Source organism: Cryobacterium sp. Y57 (assembly GCF_002929505.1).
In the GTDB taxonomy this organism is placed as follows: domain Bacteria; phylum Actinomycetota; class Actinomycetes; order Actinomycetales; family Microbacteriaceae; genus Cryobacterium.
Genome location: NZ_PJJL01000070.1, coordinates 58,599 through 78,335 on the forward strand (window position 1 = coordinate 58,599; position 19,737 = coordinate 78,335).

The 19,737-nt window shown below is 65.2% G+C and carries 20 protein-coding genes; 8 read left to right on the forward strand and 12 right to left on the reverse strand.

The features are described 5' to 3' along the window. Nucleotides 1–64: 64 nt before the first annotated feature. Both CXY72_RS13075 and dapD read right to left on the reverse strand, forming a co-directional pair. Nucleotides 65–2,749, reverse strand: a complete 2,685-nt coding sequence (locus CXY72_RS13075; protein WP_104128119.1) for a penicillin acylase family protein — start codon at nucleotides 2,747–2,749, stop codon at nucleotides 65–67. A gap of 94 nt (nucleotides 2,750–2,843) precedes the next feature. Further along, a complete protein-coding gene (gene dapD / locus CXY72_RS13080) occupies nucleotides 2,844–3,827 on the reverse strand; it encodes a 2,3,4,5-tetrahydropyridine-2,6-dicarboxylate N-succinyltransferase (protein ID WP_104128120.1) in 984 nt (327 codons plus the stop codon). A 26-nt stretch (nucleotides 3,828–3,853) separates the two neighbouring features. Here dapD and dapE point away from each other — a divergent pair, with 26 nt between their 5' ends. The 3 genes from dapE to CXY72_RS13095 all read left to right on the forward strand — a co-directional run bounded on the left by dapE (nucleotide 3,854) and on the right by CXY72_RS13095 (nucleotide 6,547). Further along, on the forward strand, nucleotides 3,854–4,987 hold the full coding sequence (gene dapE / locus CXY72_RS13085; protein WP_255409290.1) for a succinyl-diaminopimelate desuccinylase: 1,134 nt from the start codon (nucleotides 3,854–3,856) through the stop codon (nucleotides 4,985–4,987). 15 nt (nucleotides 4,988–5,002) lie between these two features. Beyond that, complete coding sequence (locus tag CXY72_RS13090; protein ID WP_233197819.1) at nucleotides 5,003–6,265, forward strand: hypothetical protein; 1,263 nt, start codon at nucleotides 5,003–5,005, stop codon at nucleotides 6,263–6,265. Between the two features lie 105 nt (nucleotides 6,266–6,370). Further along, nucleotides 6,371–6,547 (forward strand): DUF3117 domain-containing protein, encoded by a 177-nt coding sequence (locus tag CXY72_RS13095; RefSeq protein ID WP_092108645.1) that lies wholly within the window; start codon nucleotides 6,371–6,373, stop codon nucleotides 6,545–6,547. Nucleotides 6,548–6,621: 74 nt separating this feature from the next. Here the strand turns inward: CXY72_RS13095 and CXY72_RS13100 are convergent, their stop codons facing one another. Beyond that, a complete protein-coding gene (locus CXY72_RS13100; protein ID WP_104128121.1) occupies nucleotides 6,622–7,254 on the reverse strand; it encodes an O-methyltransferase in 633 nt (210 codons plus the stop codon). An 86-nt stretch (nucleotides 7,255–7,340) separates the two neighbouring features. On the opposite strand from CXY72_RS13100, the gene CXY72_RS13105 reads away from it, so the two are divergent. Further along, nucleotides 7,341–7,730, forward strand: coding sequence for a sec-independent translocase (locus CXY72_RS13105; RefSeq protein ID WP_104128122.1), 390 nt, complete (start codon nucleotides 7,341–7,343; stop codon nucleotides 7,728–7,730). A 43-nt stretch (nucleotides 7,731–7,773) separates the two neighbouring features. Then, complete coding sequence (gene ppk2 / locus CXY72_RS13110; RefSeq protein WP_104128123.1) at nucleotides 7,774–8,595, forward strand: polyphosphate kinase 2; 822 nt, start codon at nucleotides 7,774–7,776, stop codon at nucleotides 8,593–8,595. Nucleotides 8,596–8,598: 3 nt separating this feature from the next. On the opposite strand, the gene CXY72_RS13115 is transcribed toward ppk2, so the two are convergent. From CXY72_RS13115 to CXY72_RS13125, 3 genes are read right to left on the reverse strand one after another with little or no spacing between them, the layout of a single operon-like run. Then, complete coding sequence (locus CXY72_RS13115; protein ID WP_104128124.1) at nucleotides 8,599–9,750, reverse strand: Mrp/NBP35 family ATP-binding protein; 1,152 nt, start codon at nucleotides 9,748–9,750, stop codon at nucleotides 8,599–8,601. Then, on the reverse strand, nucleotides 9,747–10,322 hold the full coding sequence (locus tag CXY72_RS13120; RefSeq protein WP_104128125.1) for a DUF1003 domain-containing protein: 576 nt from the start codon (nucleotides 10,320–10,322) through the stop codon (nucleotides 9,747–9,749). Before CXY72_RS13120 ends, CXY72_RS13115 begins: the two co-directional genes overlap by 4 nt. Beyond that, nucleotides 10,309–11,640, reverse strand: coding sequence for a magnesium transporter MgtE N-terminal domain-containing protein (locus CXY72_RS13125; RefSeq protein WP_104128126.1), 1,332 nt, complete (start codon nucleotides 11,638–11,640; stop codon nucleotides 10,309–10,311). Before CXY72_RS13125 ends, CXY72_RS13120 begins: the two co-directional genes overlap by 14 nt. A 135-nt stretch (nucleotides 11,641–11,775) precedes the next feature. Here CXY72_RS13125 and CXY72_RS13130 point away from each other — a divergent pair, with 135 nt between their 5' ends. Beyond that, nucleotides 11,776–12,333: a general stress protein gene (locus tag CXY72_RS13130; RefSeq protein ID WP_233197820.1), complete on the forward strand. Its 558-nt coding sequence runs from the start codon at nucleotides 11,776–11,778 to the stop codon at nucleotides 12,331–12,333. Nucleotides 12,334–12,406: 73 nt separating this feature from the next. Here the strand turns inward: CXY72_RS13130 and CXY72_RS13135 are convergent, their stop codons facing one another. Together CXY72_RS13135 and CXY72_RS13140 are read right to left on the reverse strand one after the other, a co-directional pair. After that, on the reverse strand, nucleotides 12,407–13,951 hold the full coding sequence (locus CXY72_RS13135) for an aminopeptidase P family protein (protein ID WP_104128127.1): 1,545 nt from the start codon (nucleotides 13,949–13,951) through the stop codon (nucleotides 12,407–12,409). An 85-nt stretch (nucleotides 13,952–14,036) separates the two neighbouring features. Beyond that, entirely contained in the window at nucleotides 14,037–15,089 is a 1,053-nt protein-coding gene (locus CXY72_RS13140) for an endonuclease/exonuclease/phosphatase family protein (RefSeq protein ID WP_104128128.1), read from the reverse strand. 86 nt (nucleotides 15,090–15,175) lie between these two features. Between CXY72_RS13140 and CXY72_RS13145 the strand changes: the two genes are divergently transcribed. Beyond that, nucleotides 15,176–16,045, forward strand: coding sequence for a PHP domain-containing protein (locus CXY72_RS13145; RefSeq protein WP_104128129.1), 870 nt, complete (start codon nucleotides 15,176–15,178; stop codon nucleotides 16,043–16,045). A 108-nt stretch (nucleotides 16,046–16,153) separates the two neighbouring features. Here CXY72_RS13145 and CXY72_RS13150 read toward each other — a convergent pair whose 3' ends face one another. Next, complete coding sequence (locus CXY72_RS13150) at nucleotides 16,154–17,764, reverse strand: DEAD/DEAH box helicase (protein WP_104128130.1); 1,611 nt, start codon at nucleotides 17,762–17,764, stop codon at nucleotides 16,154–16,156. 145 nt (nucleotides 17,765–17,909) lie between these two features. Between CXY72_RS13150 and CXY72_RS13155 the strand changes: the two genes are divergently transcribed. Next, nucleotides 17,910–18,650, forward strand: a complete 741-nt coding sequence (locus tag CXY72_RS13155) for a ferritin-like fold-containing protein (RefSeq protein WP_104128131.1) — start codon at nucleotides 17,910–17,912, stop codon at nucleotides 18,648–18,650. Nucleotides 18,651–18,679: 29 nt separating this feature from the next. Here CXY72_RS13155 and CXY72_RS13160 read toward each other — a convergent pair whose 3' ends face one another. From CXY72_RS13160 to CXY72_RS13170, 3 genes are all read right to left on the reverse strand, one after another. After that, complete coding sequence (locus CXY72_RS13160; RefSeq protein ID WP_370446264.1) at nucleotides 18,680–18,868, reverse strand: helix-turn-helix domain-containing protein; 189 nt, start codon at nucleotides 18,866–18,868, stop codon at nucleotides 18,680–18,682. A 349-nt stretch (nucleotides 18,869–19,217) separates the two neighbouring features. Continuing rightward, nucleotides 19,218–19,409, reverse strand: a complete 192-nt coding sequence (locus tag CXY72_RS13165) for a hypothetical protein (RefSeq protein ID WP_104128133.1) — start codon at nucleotides 19,407–19,409, stop codon at nucleotides 19,218–19,220. A 15-nt stretch (nucleotides 19,410–19,424) separates the two neighbouring features. Beyond that, nucleotides 19,425–19,733, reverse strand: a complete 309-nt coding sequence (locus tag CXY72_RS13170) for a hypothetical protein (RefSeq protein WP_104128134.1) — start codon at nucleotides 19,731–19,733, stop codon at nucleotides 19,425–19,427. Nucleotides 19,734–19,737 lie beyond the last annotated feature (4 nt).

Here is a 19,737-nt window from a genome sequence, read left to right on the forward strand (position 1 = left end):
CGATCCCATTTAACTTATGCACAGGCTGGTGTCCCGCCCCAAATGAGGCTAGTAGAACTCCTCCTTACGACGGCGGCTTGAGGGTCAGGGTGTCGGCCGCGTTGCCGTTGATGGCAGCGGGGGTGAACAGCCAGGGGCGGGTTTCATGGTCGCGCCAGAGCGGCGCCTGGTCTGTGTAGTTGGGGTGGAAAGCGTGTCCGGATGCCCCGGTGAGGTTGATCCAGCTGGAGTCGTCGAAGTTCTCCAGGCTGACGACTTGTCGCATCGACGGTACCCAGTCCACCTGGTAGCCCAAGGTGGCATCCCAGCCGACCGCGTTGACGACGGCTGACCCTCCGGCGAGCTCGTACGGGCCTCGGTTGAATAACCATTCCAGCGGGGCAATCCCGGACTTGCCGAAGCTCTGGTTGGTGAGCTCGAGGGTGTGGATATTGCCCCACTGCCAGTCCGTCGGGTTAGATCCCATGAGGTCGGCAGCCTCCACCGACGCATCCGTCATTACTCGACGCAGCATGCTGTCCTGCCCGACGGTTCCGTAGGCGGCGTTGGACCACCACGGGGAGTTCGGCTCAGCGAGCAGGCTTGTGACCACGGAGAAGGCGCGATCACCGCCGGTGAGGGCAGCGCCGGCGGCGATCTTGCCGGTAAATATGTCGTGCACAAGCGTGCGCCAGACCACGTTGAAGTACGCGGCGGCGGCACTGTCGGCGTCCATTTGGTAGTCCCAGCCGTCGAGCAACTTCTGTGCTTCGGTGGCGTCGCCGGTGAGTCGCACCTGCTGCAGGGCCGGCACCAGTGCCGCCGCGATAGCGCTGTAGTTGTCACCCTGAATCTCGCTCATCAGCTCTGCGGTCAGCGGGATTTTCGCGGCAATGAGTTCCTGCAGCTGGGCCGTGATCTGGTTTGCTCGATAGCCCAGGTCCCAATCGGCGGTCAGAAGGTAGGGGTAGCTCTGATCGGCGGCCGCGTTATTGGCCGTGACGATGTATCCGCTCGGCGGATTGAACATGCTGGGCAGGGCGTCAAAGGGGATGTATCCGGTCCAACCGTACTGGCTGGTATAGCCCGGTACCGGCAGGGTGCCGTTGCCGCTGGCCCGAATGGGGATAAGCCCGGGCGCTTGATAGCCGATATTTCCGTCGACGTCGGCATAGGTCAGGTTTTGCGCCGGCACCTCGAACAGGGCGGCTGCAGCGCGAAAACTGGTCCAGTCGGTCGCCTGGTTCAGGGCGAATATAGCGGATGCTGTATGCCCCGGCGTGAGTGCCGTCCACTGTAACGACAGCTCATACGTGGTTGGGTCAGCGCTGGTTGGGTCAGCGCCGGTCTGGCCAGCACCCGCCTCGGCGATCGGAGTTGGAGGCAGACCTGCCGCCTCCGGAAAATCACTGGCGATCTGGGGGTAGGCGGTGCCCTCGAAACCGCTCAATAGCGGACCGTGTCCGGTCGAGCGGATCTCGATCTTGACGTCGTCACCGCCGGCGACGGAAATCTTTTCGTCGCGCAGCAGCAGGGGCCTGAGAACGCCGTCCAACTCGTAGCTGTCGCCGGTGACCTTCTCGATATACAGATCGGCGACGTCAGGGCCGAGGTTGGTGAAGCCCCAGGCGATGCGCTCGTTGTGCCCGATGATCACGCCGGGCATTCCCGAAAAACTGTACCCGGCAACGTCGAACGGGCAGTCGACCGTGATCGACTGGCAGCGTAACCCCACCTGGTACCAGACCGAGGGCAGCGCCGGGCCGAGGTGCGGATCGTTGGCGAGCAGGGGCTTGCCGGTGTCGGTGAGGGCCCCGGCGACGACCCAGGAATTGGAACCGATCTCCCCGCCGGCCGGCCCGAGTAATTCAGGTACCGACCCGAGGTGCGAGCGCAACTCGGTGAGAGCCCGCGCGTACGAATCGACGGAACCGGAACCGGGTGCGTTGGGCGCGATGCTCGGGGTAGCGCCGCGCTCGGCGGCGGGGACATCCGTTGAATCAACGTTCGGCCGAGCGGCCAGCGCCCCGGGTGACGGCTTGGTGACGGCCTGGCTGCCGGTGATGGTGGGATGCTGCTCGGACGGAAAGTCCGGGTGCAGTTGGCGCACCTCGGCGGGGGTGAGCGTCGTTGACAGCAGGGCACGGTCGATCTCGTCGTCGAGGTTGGAACGCAGGTCCCAGGCCATGGCTTTCAGCCACGCGACGGAGTCGGCCGGGGTCCACGGTTCCACCTCGTATCCGGGGTTCTGGAGACCCAAGACGGCATACTCGAGCGACAGGTCGGCTCCGTCGTGGGTACCCAGGTAGGCATTCACGCCATCGGCGTAAGCCTGGTAGTAGCCGAGGTTGACCGGGTCGAGAAGGGCAACCTCCTGCTCGGCGACAGCTCGCCAGCCGAGCGTGCGCACGAATGTGTCGGTGCCGACCTGACTTTCTCCGAACAGTTCCGACAGTCGCCCACTCGTGATGTGCCGGCGAAAGTCCATCTCCCAGAACCGGTCCTGCGCATGCACGTAGCCCTCGGCGAGAAACAGGTCGGCGGCAGTCTTCGCGGTGATCTGGGGAATTCCGGCGTCATCGCGGGTGACCGTGACCGTGTCGGCGAGCCCCGGAATGTCGATGGTGCCGGCCAGCGTCGGAAACGACCGCGTGACCGTCCAGACCCCGAGACCCGCGGTGACCACAACCAGGCTGACTAAGATACCGAGCGCGATCAACACCCGCCGAACGCGACGGTGCCCCCTGCTGCGCGGTGCGTCGGTGCCCACATCACTCCCTCGTGAATCGAGCGATCCCCACCCGAACGGAAGCCGCTACCCGGATGCTAGCGGAACGCGCCGACATCCGCTTGGCGGCCGCCGTCTACGCGTGCAACGCGGCGTTCAGCGTGATGCCGCTGCCACGGCGAGCGAGCACCTCGACGGCGCCGGAGATGGAGTTGCGGCGAAACAGCAGGTTCGGCACGCCGGAAAGCTCGACCGCTTTCACCGTGGACGGGGCGCCCTCCGCTGTGACCACTTCGCCGACCAGGACAACCTTGGTGCCGGCTGTGACGTAGAGCCCGGCCTCCACAACGGTGTCGTCGCCGATGGCGATACCGACGCCGGAGTTAGCGCCGAGCAGGGCGCGGGCGCCGATCGAGATCCGCTGCGTTCCCCCGCCGGACAGGGTTCCCATGATGGATGCTCCGCCACCGATATCGGCGCCGTCACCGACGACGACACCCTGCGAGATACGGCCCTCGACCATGGAGGAGCCGAGGGTTCCGGCATTGAAATTCACGAAGCCCTCGTGCATCACGGTCGTGCCGGGGGCGAGGTGGGCGCCGAGCCGCACGCGGGAGGCATCCGCTATTCTCACGCCGACCGGCACGACGTAGTCGAGCAGCGGCGGAAATTTGTCGACGCCGCTGGCCTGGATGCCGGCGCGTTGCAGGGTAGGGCGAAGCCGGGCGAAGTCGATGGGCAGCATCGGGCCGGCATTGGTCCAGACCGCCGTGGGCAGGTGCGCGAAGATGCCGTCGAGGTTGATGGTGTTGGGCCGAACGAGCAGGTGCGAGAGTAGGTGCAGCCGGAGATAGGCATCCGAGGTGCTTGCCGGCGGCGCATCGAGAGTGATTTCCACCGTGATGGCCTCGAGACGCACCGCGCGGCGCGCGTCGTCACCGGCGGCTTCGCACAGTTCGGCCGGAACGATCCAGCGGTCGCGGCCGGTCGGCAATGCTCCCAATGTCGGGGACGGAAACCAGGTGTCGAGCACGGTGCCATCCGAGGCGACGGTGGCGAGACCATACCCCCAGGCCTGAGTCGGTGCGGATGGGGCGTTTTCGGTAACAACAGAGGGCATACCTCTAGATTAGTAGGGTGACTTCTTTGACTCCGGCCCCGGCCGCTCCCGCCAGCGCCGCCGCAAGGCCGGCACAGCTCACCGTGCTCGACCTAACGGCGACCTCGATCGACCTGACCCGGCAAATCTGCGACATGGAGTCGGTGTCGGGCAACGAGACCGCCCTCGCTGACGCGATCGTGGCTGCCCTCGCCGGTTGCGATCACCTCGAGATCATTCGCGACGGCGACACCGTCGTCGCCCGCACCAACCGCGGCCGCGCCCAGCGCGTCGTCATCGCCGGCCACATCGATACGGTTCCGCTCAACGACAACCTGCCCACCCGTTACGAGACCATCGACGGCACCGAGTACCTCTGGGGTCGAGGCACCGTCGACATGAAGGCCGGCGTGGCCGTGCAGCTCAAGCTCGCTGCCGAACTGACCGACCCCGCAGTCGACGTGACCTGGATGTGGTACGACCACGAAGAGGTCTCCGACGACCTCAACGGCCTCGGACGCCTCGCCCGCAATCGTCCCGACCTGTTCGCCGGCGACTTCGCCATTCTCGGGGAACCGACCCGGAGCCAGGTCGAGGGCGGCTGCAACGGCAATCTGCGCGTGGAGATTCGCACCTTCGGGCTGCGTTCGCACTCCGCGCGCAGCTGGGTCGGTGAGAACGCCATCCACAAAGCCGCTCCCATTCTCAACATTCTGGCCGGGTACCAGGCCCGCGAGGTCGAGGTGGAGGGCCTCGTCTACCGCGAAGGCCTCAACGCGGTCGGCATCACCGGCGGCGTCGCCGGCAACATCATCCCCGACGAGTGCATGGTGCATGTCAACTACCGCTTTGCGCCGAGCCGCAGCGGCGACGAAGCCGTCGCCCATCTGCGCGAGCTCTTCGCTGGCTACGATCTCACCGTCGTCGACCGGGCCGAGGGTGCCCGTCCCGGTCTCGACGCCCCGCTCGCCCGCGAATTCCTCGCCGCCGTCGGTGGCGTAGCTACCCCGAAATACGGCTGGACCGACGTCGCTCGCTTCTCGGCCCTCGGCGTTCCGGCCGTCAACTACGGGCCCGGTGACCCGCTCAAGGCTCATGCCGACGACGAACGCGTCGCCGTGGCCGAGATCACGGCCTGCGAGAAGGGTCTGCGCGACTGGCTGAGCGCATCCGTTCGGTAGCGCAGTGACAGCACCATGACTGAGCGGATGCTCGGCCCCCGCCGTCCGGCTGCCCGCAGTCAGCGCGCCCGCAGCCAGCGCGCCCGCCGGCTGCCAACCGTCTGGCACGTCCGCTACCGGCTGACCCCGTGGTGGGGCAAAGTGCTCGTGGTTTGGGCGCTCTCGCGACTGGTCACAACGAGCCTCATCCTCGTGTTGGAGAGCGTTCAAGGCCCCAACGCCTGGACCGGTGCCAGCCCGAAATACGCCGATTTCGCGACCATGTGGGACGGGCGCTGGTACAACATCGTCGCGATGCTCGGCTATCCGAGCGTACTGCCGATCACCGACACCGGCCAGGTGGGCGAAAATGCCTGGGCATTCATGCCTGGCTATCCGTTCGTGGCCAGGCTGCTCATGGAGCTGACTAGCTTTCCGTGGGCGCCCGTGGCCGTGTTCGTGTCGGTGGTGTTCAGCCTGGGGACCGCCCTGCTGTTCTACCGCCTGATGGCGCGGGTGCAGCCGCCGAACACGGCCCTGTTCTCGGTCGTGCTGTTCTGCGCCGCCCCGCTATCGCCGATTCTGCAGTTTGCCTACGCCGAGTCGATGTACCTATTTTTTCTGACCCTCGCCCTCTACCTGCTGCTGGAGCGCCGCTACTGGCTGCTCTACCCCGTCATCGCGGTCATGGCCCTGACTCGGCCGAGCGGGCTCGCATTCGCCCTCGCCCTCGGCCTGCACGTCATCTATCGCTTCGTTACCCGCGCCCGCGACCCGTTCCCCCGTCACGAGCGGATGTTGGCGGCATCCGTCGCCCTGTTCAGCGCGTTGATGGGATTGGCCTGGCCGATCGCGGCCTGGGCAGCCACCGGCGACCTGATGGCCTACACCGACACCGAACTGGCCTGGCGAGCGCCGTACATCGGCTATGTGGAGCTGGTCCCGTTCACCGCGTGGTTCCAGGGCGGGATCTGGTGGCTCGGCAACCCGTGGGGCATTGTCGTGGTGACCGCCCTTATTCTGACCTTCACCGTGCTGCTGTTCACCCCTGCCGTACGGCGTCTTGGCGTGGATTTGAGGCTCTGGCTGGCCAGCTACGGCCTCTACCTGCTCGCAGTGTTCTTTCCGCAATCGAGCACGTTTCGGCTGCTCATGCCGATGCTTCCCCTGCTCGGAGCGGCCGCGCTGCCGCGCAGCCTGGTCTACCGCGTGGCCATGGTCGTACTGTTCGTCGCCGGCCAGTGGGGATGGCTGCTGATCTGCTGGGGCGTCGACGGCTACGACTGGACACCGCCCTAACGGGCGGGTGCATCCCCCGAATCTGACGCTGAGTCCGACCCGAATTTACGTCTCGGGCTGAGATAGTCGATAATAGGGGTACACAGACGAATGGAAGGGGAGTTCATGGCGGCCATGAAGCCACGGACCGGAGACGGGCCAATGGAGGCTGTAAAAGAGGGACGCCTGATCATCGTGCGTGTACCGCTCGAAGGTGGGGGCCGGCTCGTCGTGTCAGTCAACGACGCCGAGGCCAAGGAACTTCACGATGCACTCGCCGGGGTTGTCGCAGCGGCGAAGTAGCCTCGTGTTCCTGTAGGTGACACACCAGAACGGCCGCGCAGTGACTGCGCGGCCGTTCTGGTGTTCCGAGGGCGTCAGGCGCGCAGCTTGGTGATCTGCAACAGGCCGTCGCCGACGGGGGAGAGCGCACTGATGACAGCGCTCGACGCGGCAATCTCGGTCAGCAATGTGCGAAAGCCGGTCGCGACATCGTCGCGCTGGGCGGGGTCGGCCACCCGGCCGCGCCACAGAGCGTGCGCGACGAGCACGGTGCCACCCGGACGAGCCAGACGCAGTCCGTGTTCCACGTATTCGATGACCGACTGCGGGTCGGCGTCAATGAACACAATGTCGTAAGAATTCTCGTTCATACGCGGCAGTACTTCGCTGGCCTTGCCCGTGATCAGGCGCACCCGGTTGGCGGGAATCTTCGCCTCGGCGAAATTCGCCTTGGCGTGCTGCAGATGGTCGACCTCGGTGTCGATCGACGTGAGAGTGGCGCCAGGAGCCCCAGTCAGCAGCCAGATGCCCGAAACTCCGGCACCTGTGCCGACCTCGAGGATACTGCGCGCGCCGGTCGCAGCGGCCAGAACGGCCGATTGCGCCCCGACCGCAGGCGTTATCGCGTCGATTCCCAGCTCGAGGGATTGCTGGCGCGCTCGAATGATGGCTTCGGATTCCACGACACAGTCGTCGGAGAATTTCCAGTTCAGTTCAATGTCAGACACAAATAACTCCAGTAGATGATTAGGTCAAGACTAGGGCCGTGGCGCGTGTGGTCTGTGGATGCCTCGCCGGGCGCTACTCTAAGGACATGTTTGGGCTGACGTTCGAAAAGATTCTGCTGATCGGGATCATCGCTGTCTTCTTGCTCGGCCCCGATAAGTTACCGCACTATGCCGCCCAGCTGGGACGCCTCGTGCGGCAGCTCCGCGACATGGCCAACGGTGCCAAAGATCGTATGCGCGATGAGATGGGCCCGGAGTTCGACGATCTGGACTGGAAAAAACTGGACCCGCGCCAGTATGACCCGCGCCGCATCATCCGGGAAGCCCTCGCCGACGAAGACCCGTCCAAGGAACAGTCAGCGACGATTTCTCGCGCCGAGCCCAACCCTGAAGGCGCCTACCTGAAACGCAAACGTGCCAGAGATGCTGCCCTAACCGCGCTCGGACCGGCCCCGTTCGATTCTGAATCCACATAGATAGCACGCGTTTGCGAGTAGGGCAGAGCGGAATGAGAGGCTGATGTCTGCTGTCAAGAAACCCAAACGCGTCACAAAGACCGTCTATGAGGCCGAGCTCGCCCGCCTGCAGGCCGAATTGGTCACGATGCAGCAATGGGTGAAGTCATCCGGTGCCCGGGTCGTGGTGATCTTCGAGGGCCGCGACGCCGCTGGCAAGGGGTCGGCGATCAAGCGCATCACCCAGTACCTCAATCCGCGTGTTGCGCGCGTGGTCGCCCTGCCGATGCCCACCGAACGCCAGCGCGGCCAGTGGTATTTTCAGCGCTACATCGAGCACCTGCCGTCGACCGGTGAGATCGTTCTGATGGACCGCTCGTGGTACAACCGGGCCGGTGTCGAGCGGGTCATGGGCTACTGCACCAGTGATGAATACCGTCGGTTTCTGCATCAGGCCCCCCTGTTCGAACGGATGCTGGTCGAAGATGGAATTTTGCTGGTCAAGTATTGGTTTTCGGTGTCTGACCTGGAGCAGGAGCGACGTTTTCGTTCGCGTCTGAAAGATCCCATGCGTCGGTGGAAGCTGTCCGAAACCGATGTGCTGTCGATTACCAAGTGGGTGGATTACTCCAAGGCGAAAGACGAGATGTTCGTGCACACCGACATTGCCGAAGCGCCCTGGTGGGTGGTGGAGAGTGAAGACAAGCGAGCTAGCCGGCTGAATGCGATCAGCCATCTACTCTCGCTCGTGCCCTACGAGAAGACCGACCCACCCAAGGTGCACATTCCGCCGCGCCCGCCGGCTTCCGACTATGAGCGGCCGCCGCGCGAGAGCAACCACCAGGTTCCCGACCATGTGGCGACGTTGGTCAAGCCCAAGGAGTAGGCGTCAGCGGGGCGTGAGTCTCAGGCTGAGTCCAGCCAGGCTTCGAGTGCGCGTTTTCATCCGGTGGGCGAGCGCGAGGATAGCGCGGGCTGAGGGGTCATCCGGGGCCCCTAGTACGACCGGCAGGCCGGCATCGCCGCCGGTGCGCAGCGCCAGGCTCAGCGGAACCTGCGTGAGCACCGGCACCGGCGCCGTCTGGCCGACGGAGAGTCGCCTGGCCACTTCGGCGCCTCCGCCCGAACCGAACAGTTCGAGCAGGCTGCCGTCGGGCTGCACCAGCGCCGACATGTTCTCGATCACCCCGTACACGCTTTGTCCGGTCTGCCGGGCCACGATTCCGCTACGCTCGGCCACATCGGCCGCCGCGGCCTGAGGGGTGGTCACGACGATGACCTCGGCGTGTGGCAGAAGCTGGCCCACCGTGATGGCAACGTCTCCGGTACCGGGCGGCAGGTCGAGCAGCAGCACATCCAGATCACCGAAATACACGTCGGTCAGAAACTGTTTGATCGTGCGGTGCAGCATCGGTCCGCGCCAAGCGACCGCCGCCGACGCATCGTCGATGAACATGCCGATCGAGATGACCTTCACGTTGTGCGCGATCGGCGGCAGGATCATATCGCCCACCTGGGTCGGTTTGACCGCGAGACCGTCGTGCACGAGGCCGAGCAGGCCAGGAATGCTGAAACCGTGCACATCGGCGTCGACGATACCCACCCGCAGTCCCTCTCCGGCCAAGGCCACGGCCAGGTTGGCCGTAACGGTAGATTTACCGACGCCGCCCTTGCCGCTCGTGATCGCGTAGACCCGGGTGAGTGACTCCGGGCCGAACTGCACGCTGCGTTCCGCCTGGCCGCCGCGCAGTTTCTCGGTGAGCGCGGTGCGTTGCTCGCGAGTCATGACGGCGACCTCGACGCTCGCGCGGCCCTTCCCGGACACCGACTCAGCGGCGGCGAGAACGTCGCTCTCGATGCGTGCAGCGGCCGGACAACCGGCAATGGTCAAGCGGATGCCAACGCTCACCCACCCGGTGTCGCTCACCGTCACCCCCGATACCATGTCGAGTTCGGTGATGGGCTTGCGAATCTCCGGGTCGGTCACCCCGGCCAGGGCGGTGAAGACACGGGAGCGGATGGTGTCGGGGGCAGAATTCATGCGGTCGGGCGGCTTTCCGTGGTGCTGTTTGGGGCAGGAGGTTCATCCACATGATTGCGCTCGTCCGCGCGACTGCGCTCATCCAGGTGCTCGAGCAGAGTGCGCAGTTCCGCGCGAATGAAATCCTTCGAGGCCATGTCCTTGATCGCTATGCGCAGTGCCACGACCTCCCGAGCCAGGTATTCGGTGTCGGCGAGGGTGCGTTCTGCGCGCTGCCGGTCCTGTTCGAACTGCACCCGGTCGCGATCGTCCTGCCGGTTCTGGGCGAGCAGGATCATCGGAGCAGCATAGGAGGCCTGCATCGATAAGACGAGGGTCAGCGCGATGAACCCGAGCGCAACCGAGTCGAACCGCCACGCCTCCGGGGCGAGGGTGTTCCAGGAGATCCAGGCGACGGCGAACAGGGTGAGCCCGAGCAAAAACCAGGGGGTCCCCATGCCGCGGGCGATGGCCTCGGTGAAACGGCCGAAGCTGTCCCGGCTGTGACCTGTGCGGCCTAGACCCACGAGATTGCCGGTGCGCAGGCCCTTGGGCGCATCCAAGCGCAGGTCGGCGCGGTTATTGCGGGCCACGAGGTGTCCTTTGCGCTCCGGGCAGCGGAATGCTGCCGGTTCTCAATTCGCTGCGGGCAGCGGCCCGGCGGCGCACATCGTCGTTACCGTCGTGGCTGCGCCAGTCGTCGGGCAGCAGATAGTCGAGCACGTCATCAATCGTCACCACCCCGACCAGTCGGTAATTCTCATCGACCACGGGCACCGAAACCAGGTCATAGCTGGCCAGAATCCGGCTGACTTCAGCGGCCGAGGTGTCGGCGGTCACCGGGTCGAGGCCGGCGTCGAGCAGCGTGCCGAGACGTTCGTGGGGCGGGTAGCGCAGCATCCGCTGAAAATGCACCATGCCCAGAAAACGACCGGTCGGAGCTTCGTAGGGGGGCAGGGTAACGCAGATCGCCGCGCCGAGCGCTGGTGCCAGGTCGTGACGACGGATGCGGGCGAGCCCCTCGGCGACGGTGGCGTCCGCCGAGACGATGATCGGCTCGGTCGTCATGAGCCCACCGGCGGTGTCGGGGGCGTAGGAGAGCAGAAAACGTACGTCTTCGGCTTCTTCGGGTTCCATCAGGTCGAGCAGTTGCTCGCCACGCTCTTCCGGCAGCTGGGCGATGAGGTCGGCCGCGTCGTCTGGCTGCATCTGGTCGAGCACATCGGCGGCGCGCGCATCGCCGAGGCTGGTCAGAATACCGACCTGGTCGGTTTCGGGCATCTCCTCGAGTACATCGGCGAGGCGATCATCTGGCAGTTCGCCCGCCACCTCGAACATGCGCTCCCGTGGCAGGTCCAGCAGCGTATTGGCGAGGTCGGCGGGCTTGAGTTCGGAGTAGGTCGCGATGAGGTGCTCGGCGGACTGCGCCTGGCCCTTGGTCTCTTTTTCGCGCATTTCGGCCCAGGTCGCGAATGACGTGACGCCCTTGACGAAAGGCGAGGCGCTGGTCTTTGGGCGACGCACGAACAGTTGACTGATAGCCCAGTCGGCCTCCGTACCTTCTTTGATCGCGACGTCTTCAATGGTCGCTTCGCCGGAACCGTCGGTGAAGAGCACTTTGCGGCCGAGCAATTCGGCGATAACGCGCACTTCGCCGCCGCGCTGCTCGTAACGGCGCACGTTGATCAGGCCGGTCGTGATGATTTGGCCGCTGCCGATGCTGGTGACCCGATTGATCGACACGAATACGCGCCGTTTACCGGGGATCTCCACGATCAGGCCGACGACGCTGGGCGGGTCGTTTTTTCGATACACCACGAGAACATCGCGCACCTTGCCCACGCGGTCGCCCGCGGGGTCGAAAACGGTGCACCCGGCCAGTCGGGCAACAAAAACTCTGGTGGCACTCACATGACAAATCTAGGCCACTCGCGCCGTAATACGGCCACTCTCAGTGGCCCAGCAGAAATGTCAGAGCGTGATCCGACATCGAACATCGCTGTTCAGGCACATTTCACCACCAGCACGGCGTGGGAGAATGGCGGGATGAGTAACCAGAGCCTTTTCTCCCGACGCCGCCCGGTGCTTCCTCCCGTGTTGCCCCGCGGGGAGGTGCTATCCACCTATGGCACCTATGCCGACGCGCAAGCCGCGGTCGATACGCTCGCGAAGGCTGATTTTCCGGTGAAACAGCTTTCGATCGTGGGCAACGACCTCAAGAGTGTCGAGCGGGTGACCGGCAAACTCACCTACGGCCGGGTCGCGCTCGCGGGGGCGGCATCCGGTGCCTGGCTCGGAATCTTCTTCGGCATTCTGTTCTTTCTGTTCTCGCCCACCGGGTCGAGCCTGCCGTTCGTTTTCGCCGCACTCATCATGGGCGCCGGTTTTGGCATGCTGCTTGGTATCGCGAGCTATGCCATCAACCGGCGTCGACGCGACTTCACCTCGACCATGCAGGTCATTGCGACCAGTTATCAGATTGTCGTCGACGTCGAATTAGTCAACCGGGCGCGAAACCTGCTGGGTGGCAGTTCGAACGAACCCGCCGCCCCTGTACGCCCGGCAGACACTGTCGACCCGGCAGCCCCGGTGAATCCGGAGTAAGCCGCACGATAACGCGAAAAGAGCACCGGGCCAGCTGCGCTGAACGGGTGCTCTTTTCGCTTCCACGATGAAGTCAGCGCTGTGCGGCGGCGATCCAGGCCTCGACCTCGGTCGCGGTGCGCGGGATCGCAGCTGAGAGGTTCTCGGCACCGGTGGGAGTCACCAGGATATCGTCCTCGATGCGCACGCCGATACCCCGAAACTCCGCCGGAACGGTGAGGTCGTCTGGCTGAAAGTACAGTCCGGGTTCAATGGTGAAGACCATGCCCGGTTCGAGCACGCCATCCAGGTACATGTCGCGGCGCGCCTGCGCGCAGTCATGCACGTCGATGCCGAGGTGGTGGCTGGTGCCGTGCACCATGTAACGACGGTGGTGGCCGTTCTCCGGCAACAGGGCTTCGTCAGCGGTGACTGGCAGCATGCCCCACTCGGCGGTGCGCCGGGCGATCACGGCCATTGCCGCGGCGTGTACGTCACGAAACACCGCGCCGGAGCGAACGACGGCGAAGGCGGCATCCGCTGCCTCACGCACGGTCTCGTACACCAGGCGCTGCACGTCGGTGTAGAAGCCGTTGACTGGCAGGGTACGGGTGATGTCGGCGGTGTAGTAGCTGTCGAGTTCAACGCCGGCGTCGATCAGAATGAGGTCGCCGGGGGCGACGACGCCGTCGTTGCGGGTCCAGTGCAGGATGCACGCGTGCGGTCCGGAGGCTGCGATGGTGTCATAGCCGACCGTGTTGCCGTCGGTGCGGGCGCGGGTATTGAAGACACCCTCCACCAGCCGCTCGCCGCGGGCGTGCTGGCTCGACCGGGGCAGATCGGCGACGACATCGTCGAAGCCGCGGGCTGTTGCTGCGACGGCGAGGCGCATCTGCGCGATTTCAAAGGCGTCCTTCACCAGGCGCAGCTCGGAGAGGTCGCGGGTGAGACCGGCGTCGGGCTCGTGCTCGGCGTTTATCTCGATGCTGAACGGTGAGTCGGTGGCGGTGCTACCGAGCACGCGCTCGGCGGCGAAACGCAGGCGGGCTTCATCGACCTGCTCGGTGAAAGTCGGGTCTGCCTCACGTACTACGAGCGTTTCGCTGTCGACGGCGCTCAAGACGCCAGTGAGCTCGGCGATGCCGCGGACATGGAGGGCGAGGTCGCTCGCGACCTGGGTTACCGATGGGCGCGGACCGATCCAGAATTCACCGATGTCGGGATTGGCGTAGAACTCGTCGGAGTCGCGGCCGGCTCGTTCTCGAAAGTACAGGGTTGCGTCGTGGCCGCCCGCCGCTGCCGGTTCGAGCACGAGTACGGCGCCGGGTTCGCTGTCGCTGCCCCAACCGGTGAGGTAGGCGAAGGCGGAATGCGCGCGGAACGCGTAGTCGGTGTCGTTGGAACGCGGTTTCAACCGGCCAGCCGGAATGATCAGGCGCTGCCCCGGGTACTGAGCCGAGAGACGTGCGCGGCGCGCGGCGGCGAAGGGCGCCTGCTCGCGGGCACCCGGCAGTGCATCCGTGCGATCGGCCCAGCCGCTCGCGATGAACGATTTGAAACCGGTGGATCCGGGAGTCGTCGAACGGTTCTCGTTCGAGCGGGCGGCGGGAATGAGAGGAGGAGCAGTGGTATCAGCCATCTCCCCAGTCTGGCACCGCACGCTGGGCAGTGGCCGATCATGCTGGTGCGGATGCTGCGCTCAGCACCGCTGGATCCGGCCGAAACTAGGTGACCGGTGTGAGCGTGGCGACGATCGGGCGGTGGTCGCTGCCAGCGTCGTCGAGCGACTCGATCACCTGCAGCGTGGTCACCTGCCAGTTCACCGTCGCCATCACATGATCGATCGGGGTGCCGAGGAGCGCCGGAATGCTTGTGGGCCAGGTGCCGACGGCTGCCGCACCGGCCGAAAGGGCGGAGTCCGCGCAGTTGCCGAGAACAGCAGTCACGCCATCGTTGGCCCGGCCGGCCATGTGGTCGAGCGTTGAGTTGAAATCGCCCGCCAGGATCACGTTGTCGCCCTGGCACTGGGTGGCGAGCCAGTCGAGGTCGCTGCGCCAATTCGACATCTCGTACTGAATCGGGGCGACGGCGTGCACGGCAACAATGGTCGGGCCGCTTCCGTCGACCGGTTCAGCCACCACGGTGGGCAGTACGTTGGTGTTGCCCGGCGGGCCGGAACCGGCAGCGTTGGTCACGGCGTAGTCACCGAGGTCGGGGCTGATCAGCAGTGTCGTTGACCGAGCCTTGGAGATCAGATCGAACGCGAGCGTGTGCACCCACATGGGGCGGCCGGCTTCGCGCATCATTTCGGCGATCTGAATCCCGGTTTCCTCCGTTGTCTCGGGCAGGGTCAGGACGTCGGCGTTCTGGGCGAGCGCCAGTTCTGCGATGACCGCAGCGCCGGGAGCATCGCCGAGCGTGTTCCAGCTGAGCACCGTGACGGTGTCGGCATCCGTTGTGGCGTCGGCTGGACCCGTGCTTTCCCGGGCGGTATTCGCGGTGAAACCGCGAGAGGCGAGAATGCTGACATTGGCCACGGCGAATAACACCAGCAACACCATGGCCATGCTGAAGAGTGGGCGCAGTGGCCGCATGAATCGCAGTAATCCAAGCACAATGAGGCCAACGATCGCGCTGATGACGGCGATCGCACGAAACGAGACGAGATGCGCAACGACCCAGGTGGTGTGCAGGCCGAATGCCTGCGGCCAGGTCAGGACCAGCAGGACAACGGCGGCAGCAAGGAGAATCAGTGCCCGGAAGAGTCGCGTGAACATTATTCTGAACCCTAGATCAGAATTCTGGGGAATCCCCAGCGCTGCGCTGCGGGGAGGCGGTGGGGGCGTCCAAGTAGCATGGGGTTATGGCAGTCGTGCGGCAATTTCAGGGTCCGATTGATCTGCACGCGCACTCGAGCGTGTCAGACGGCACCGAAACGCCGGCTGAATTGGTGCGTGCGGCGGCCGGTGCGGGGCTCGGAACGGTTGCCCTGACCGACCACGACTCTACCGCCGGCTGGGCTGCGGCATCCGCTGCCGCGCGCACCGCACGGATCACGCTTATTCCCGGAATGGAATTCAGTACGCGGGTGCAGTACGCCAGTGTGCATCTTTTGGCATATCTTTTCGATCCGGCCGATTCTGCACTACTCGCTGAAATGACGCGGGTGCGGGCCGCTCGCCTGAGCCGGGCGGAGCAGATGGTGGCCCGCATCGGTATGGACTACGACCTCAGCTGGGACGACGTACTCGCCCAGACCACGCCCGGTGCCACTGTCGGCCGGCCGCACATCGCCGACGCGCTCGTCGCGCGCGGTCACGCGCTCAACCGCAGCGCGGCTTTCGCCGACATTTTGCATTGGAAGGCGGGCTACTTTCAACCGCACTACGCGCCAGATCCGTTACGCGCGATCGAACTCGTGCGTGCCGCCGGGGGAGTGCCCGTTATCGCCCATCCCGCCACGCGCGGTATCGCCGACGTGGTCTCGGAATCCCGGCTGAAGACGATGGTGCGAGCGGGGCTGTTCGGCCTCGAACTCGAGCATCGCGAGAATAAGCCGGAACCCACAGCGCGCCTGTACGAACTCGCCACCAAATTCGGGCTGTATGTCACCGGTTCGAGTGACTACCACGGCACCGGCAAACCCAATCGGTTCGGCGAGAACACGACCGCCCCCGAGGTACTCGACCGCATCATCGCTGAGGGTCACGGCTCCGCGCCCGTCTACGGCTGACCTGCTCAGCGAGTGCCGTGGCCGTACTCGACAAAGCCCGGCACGACAGCTGCCACGGCCGAAACGGTGGCAGCCCGCATGCCGGGCGTTGACAGTGCTGACCAGGGACTAGATCGTGTTGCCGGTCTGCGGCGAGCGACGACGCGTGCGACTGCGGCGCAGCGGTGCGTTGTTGCCGTCGTGGTGCTCGGTTCCGCCGCCGTCGTGTGTGCCGGCTGCCGGGGTTGCGGCGGGGGCGTCGGGATTGGTGCTGGAACCTACGCGGGTACGTGACCGCGTCGGTCGACCAGTGTCGTCCCCACCGTCGCGTACCGGGCTCGTTGCCGACCGATCGGAGCCGCGCGGTGAATCGCCACGCCGGTCGCTATGAGTACCTTCGGGGCGAGCGCCTTCGGAGCGAGCGCCGGCAGAGCGGCCGCCTCGTACCGCACCGGAGCGACCAGTGTCTGAGCGGCTGCCGGCCCCGGAGCGTGCACCCCCGGAGCGACCGGCACCGCCGGTGCGAGCATCGCCAGCAGCGATGTCCTTCACCGGAGTCGCGCGCAGGCGTCCTTTGGATCCGGCCGGAATATTGAGGTCGGTATAGAGGTGCGGCGACGACGAGTAGGTTTCCAGCGGTTCCGGCTGGCCGAACTCCAGTGCCTTGTTGATAAGGGACCACTTGTGCAGGTCGTCCCAGTCGACAAAGGTCACCGCGATTCCGGTTTTACCGGCGCGGCCGGTGCGACCCACGCGGTGCAGGTATGCCTTCTCGTCCTCGGGAATGGTGTGGTTGATGACGTGCGTGACATCTTCGACGTCAATGCCGCGAGCAGCGACATCCGTTGCGATCAGGATTTCTTTCTTGCCGCTTTTGAAGCTGGCCATGGCGCGTTCGCGCTGTTCCTGGTTCAAGTCGCCGTGCACGGCCGTGGCGTTGAAGCCGCGGTCGCCGAGTTCTTCAACGAGCTTCGCGGCGGCGCGCTTGGTACGGGTGAAGATGATGGTCTTGCCGCGGCCCTCGGCCATGAGGACGCGGCCGATGACCTCGTCCTTGTCCATGTTGTGCGCACGGTAGACGAGGTGCTCGATGTTGGCCTGCATCAGGCCCTCATCGGGATCGGTCGCGCGAATGTGAATCGGGCGGTTCATGAAGCGCCGGGCCAGGGCTACGATCGGTCCGGGCATCGTCGCCGAGAACAGCATGGTGTGGCGGGTCGACGGAGTCTGCGCGAACAGTTTCTCGATGTCGGAAAGAAAACCGAGGTCGAGCATCTTGTCGGCTTCGTCGAGCACCATTTCACGCACGTTGGCGAGAGTGAGCAGACGCTGGCTGGCAAGGTCGAGCAGGCGGCCGGGGGTTCCGACCACGATCTGTGCGCCGGCCTTGAGCTGTTCGATCTGACCTTCATAGGCCTTGCCACCATAGATGGAGACGATCTTGGTGTTACGGCCGGCTGCGGCGAGCTCGAGATCTTCCGAGACCTGCACGCAGAGTTCACGCGTCGGAACGACGATGAGGGCCTGCACGCCGGACTCGGGATCGAGGCCGAGGCGCTGAATGACTGGAAGGCCGAAGCCGAAGGTTTTGCCGGTGCCGGTCTTGGCCTGGCCGATGATGTCCTGGCCGGCGAGCGCGAGCGGAATGGTCTGGGTCTGGATGGGGAACGGTTCGAGGATGCCCTTGGCGGCAAGGGAGTCGACCATGTCCTGGTCAATATTAAGTTCGGAGAAAGTCACGAATGTTTGCCTGTCATTAACTGGAAGCGAAGTGCGCCCGTTTTTGCGTCTCGGGCAGCGGCCGCCGATCCTTGTCGACGACGTAATTCCAGCTTACTGCCCCGTCTGTACCGCGGCCACAGGCGCGCTGTCCTAAGCTGAGCCAGTGGTCACGTGGTTCGGTCGGCGCCCGCAGCGCAATGAAGCCCCGCGGCTTTCCGCCCGCGGGGCGCTCCAGCCGACCGAAAAAGTGGACATCAGTTCGCTGGCTCCGGGCGTACAGCATTTTCTGGGCCAAGCCGCCTACTGCGAGCTCGGGGAGTTCGAAAGTCTGGCCCGCGCCGTGGCCACAGCGCCGAATCTTGCCGTGAAGGAAGGCCTCAGCGCCGCCGCAGGTCGAGCCTTGAGCAAGCATCACGGTCTGGTCACCGAGATTCGACGCCGCGGGCATGATCCGGCCACCGAGATGGCCCCGTTCGTCGCGAGTCTCGACGAATTTCGCCGCAACACCAGCGGCGCCGACTGGCATGAGCTGCTCCTGAGCTGCTATCTCGCGGGCGGCCTCCTCGAGGACTTCTTCATCCGGCTCTCGGACGGCCTGCCGCGCGATATCGGACCGAGGGTGGCGCAGCTCCTCGGCGAAAATTCCGGCACCGACGTGCTCGTGCACGAACTGCAGACCGCCATTGAAAACGACGTCGAGCTCGGCTCCCGGCTGGCCATGTGGGGCCGTCGGCTCGTCGGCGATACCCTGCTTGTGGCTCGCTCAGCGATGCCGGCAGCGGACCCAGGCACCGACTCGGCCGCTGGCCCTGGTGCCGCGGCCGAGGCGCGAATCGAACCGGTCTTCACCGAACTCATTGCCGCGCACACCCGCCGCATGGACGGCCTCGGTCTGACGGCCTAACGGCCTATCGGCCGGAGTGGGGCCGTCGGTCAGTCGATCGCTGCGGCCTCAATGGTGAACAGCTCGGCTGGCGTGGCCTGAAGTACGTCGCAGATGAGAGTCAGTGAGGTGAATCGCACGGTCTTCGCGCGATTGTTCTTCACAATCGAAAGGTTGGCCATGGTGGTTCCGCTGCGAGCGGAGAGTTCGGTGAGGGTTATCTCCCGATCCAGCAGCACGGCGTTCAAGGGGCAGCGAATCCGGTGCGGCAGCGCATCCCTTCGAGCTGGATGCGGATCAGACGATACCGTCGACCGCCTCGTCGAGTAGCGCGCCCGATCGAAACGCCATTCCGAGGGCGAGGGCGATCACGCCGGCCAACAGAATCGCTACGGGCCACTGGGGGCATATTGCGGGTTAGCGCGGCGTAGTCGCCGCCGAGTTGAGTGAGAGCGCCAGCGCGAGCTCCCGGAGCTTCGCTGAACAACCCGGCGATGAGAGAACCCACGTAGACGCTCGCTGCTGTGTCGGCGAGTCCCTGCAGAGCTCTGCCGACCAGGAGTGTGATGGTCAGCCAACGCCACCGAATCAGCACCGCCCGCAAATAACGCTCGCCACAGCGGCGCGATAGAGAATGCCGATCAGCAGCACGGAGCCGGCCGCGATTGTGACAGCGTGCACAAGAGTCGGAAGGGCGGGCAGAATCCGCAGACCGAGATCCGCGTCGGCCCGGGTGTCCTGCGTTCCGGCACGGAGATCGGCCCACGCCAGCTGCGGCAACGCGCTCAGTTGAATTTACGCGGTGGCGGAGGACCCGGTGTTGGCGAGGCGTTGCAGCAGCCGATGGTCGGCGTGAATGCGTCGCCGACTGATCACCAGATTCAGCACGATGGATGATACGGCGGCGCCCCCAAGAGACACCCACCAGATCCAGCCACCGGCCCAATTCCAGCCGACCCAGGTCAGCGCGACCCAGACAGCAGATGCAGTAGCCGTTCCGATCGCCGGAACCAGCACCGATCCCTGCGTCGACCGACCGGGCAGAAAATACCGCGCGCCGAGACCGATGAGAGCGCCGAACAGCGCTACGAACAGGAGTTCCATGGTG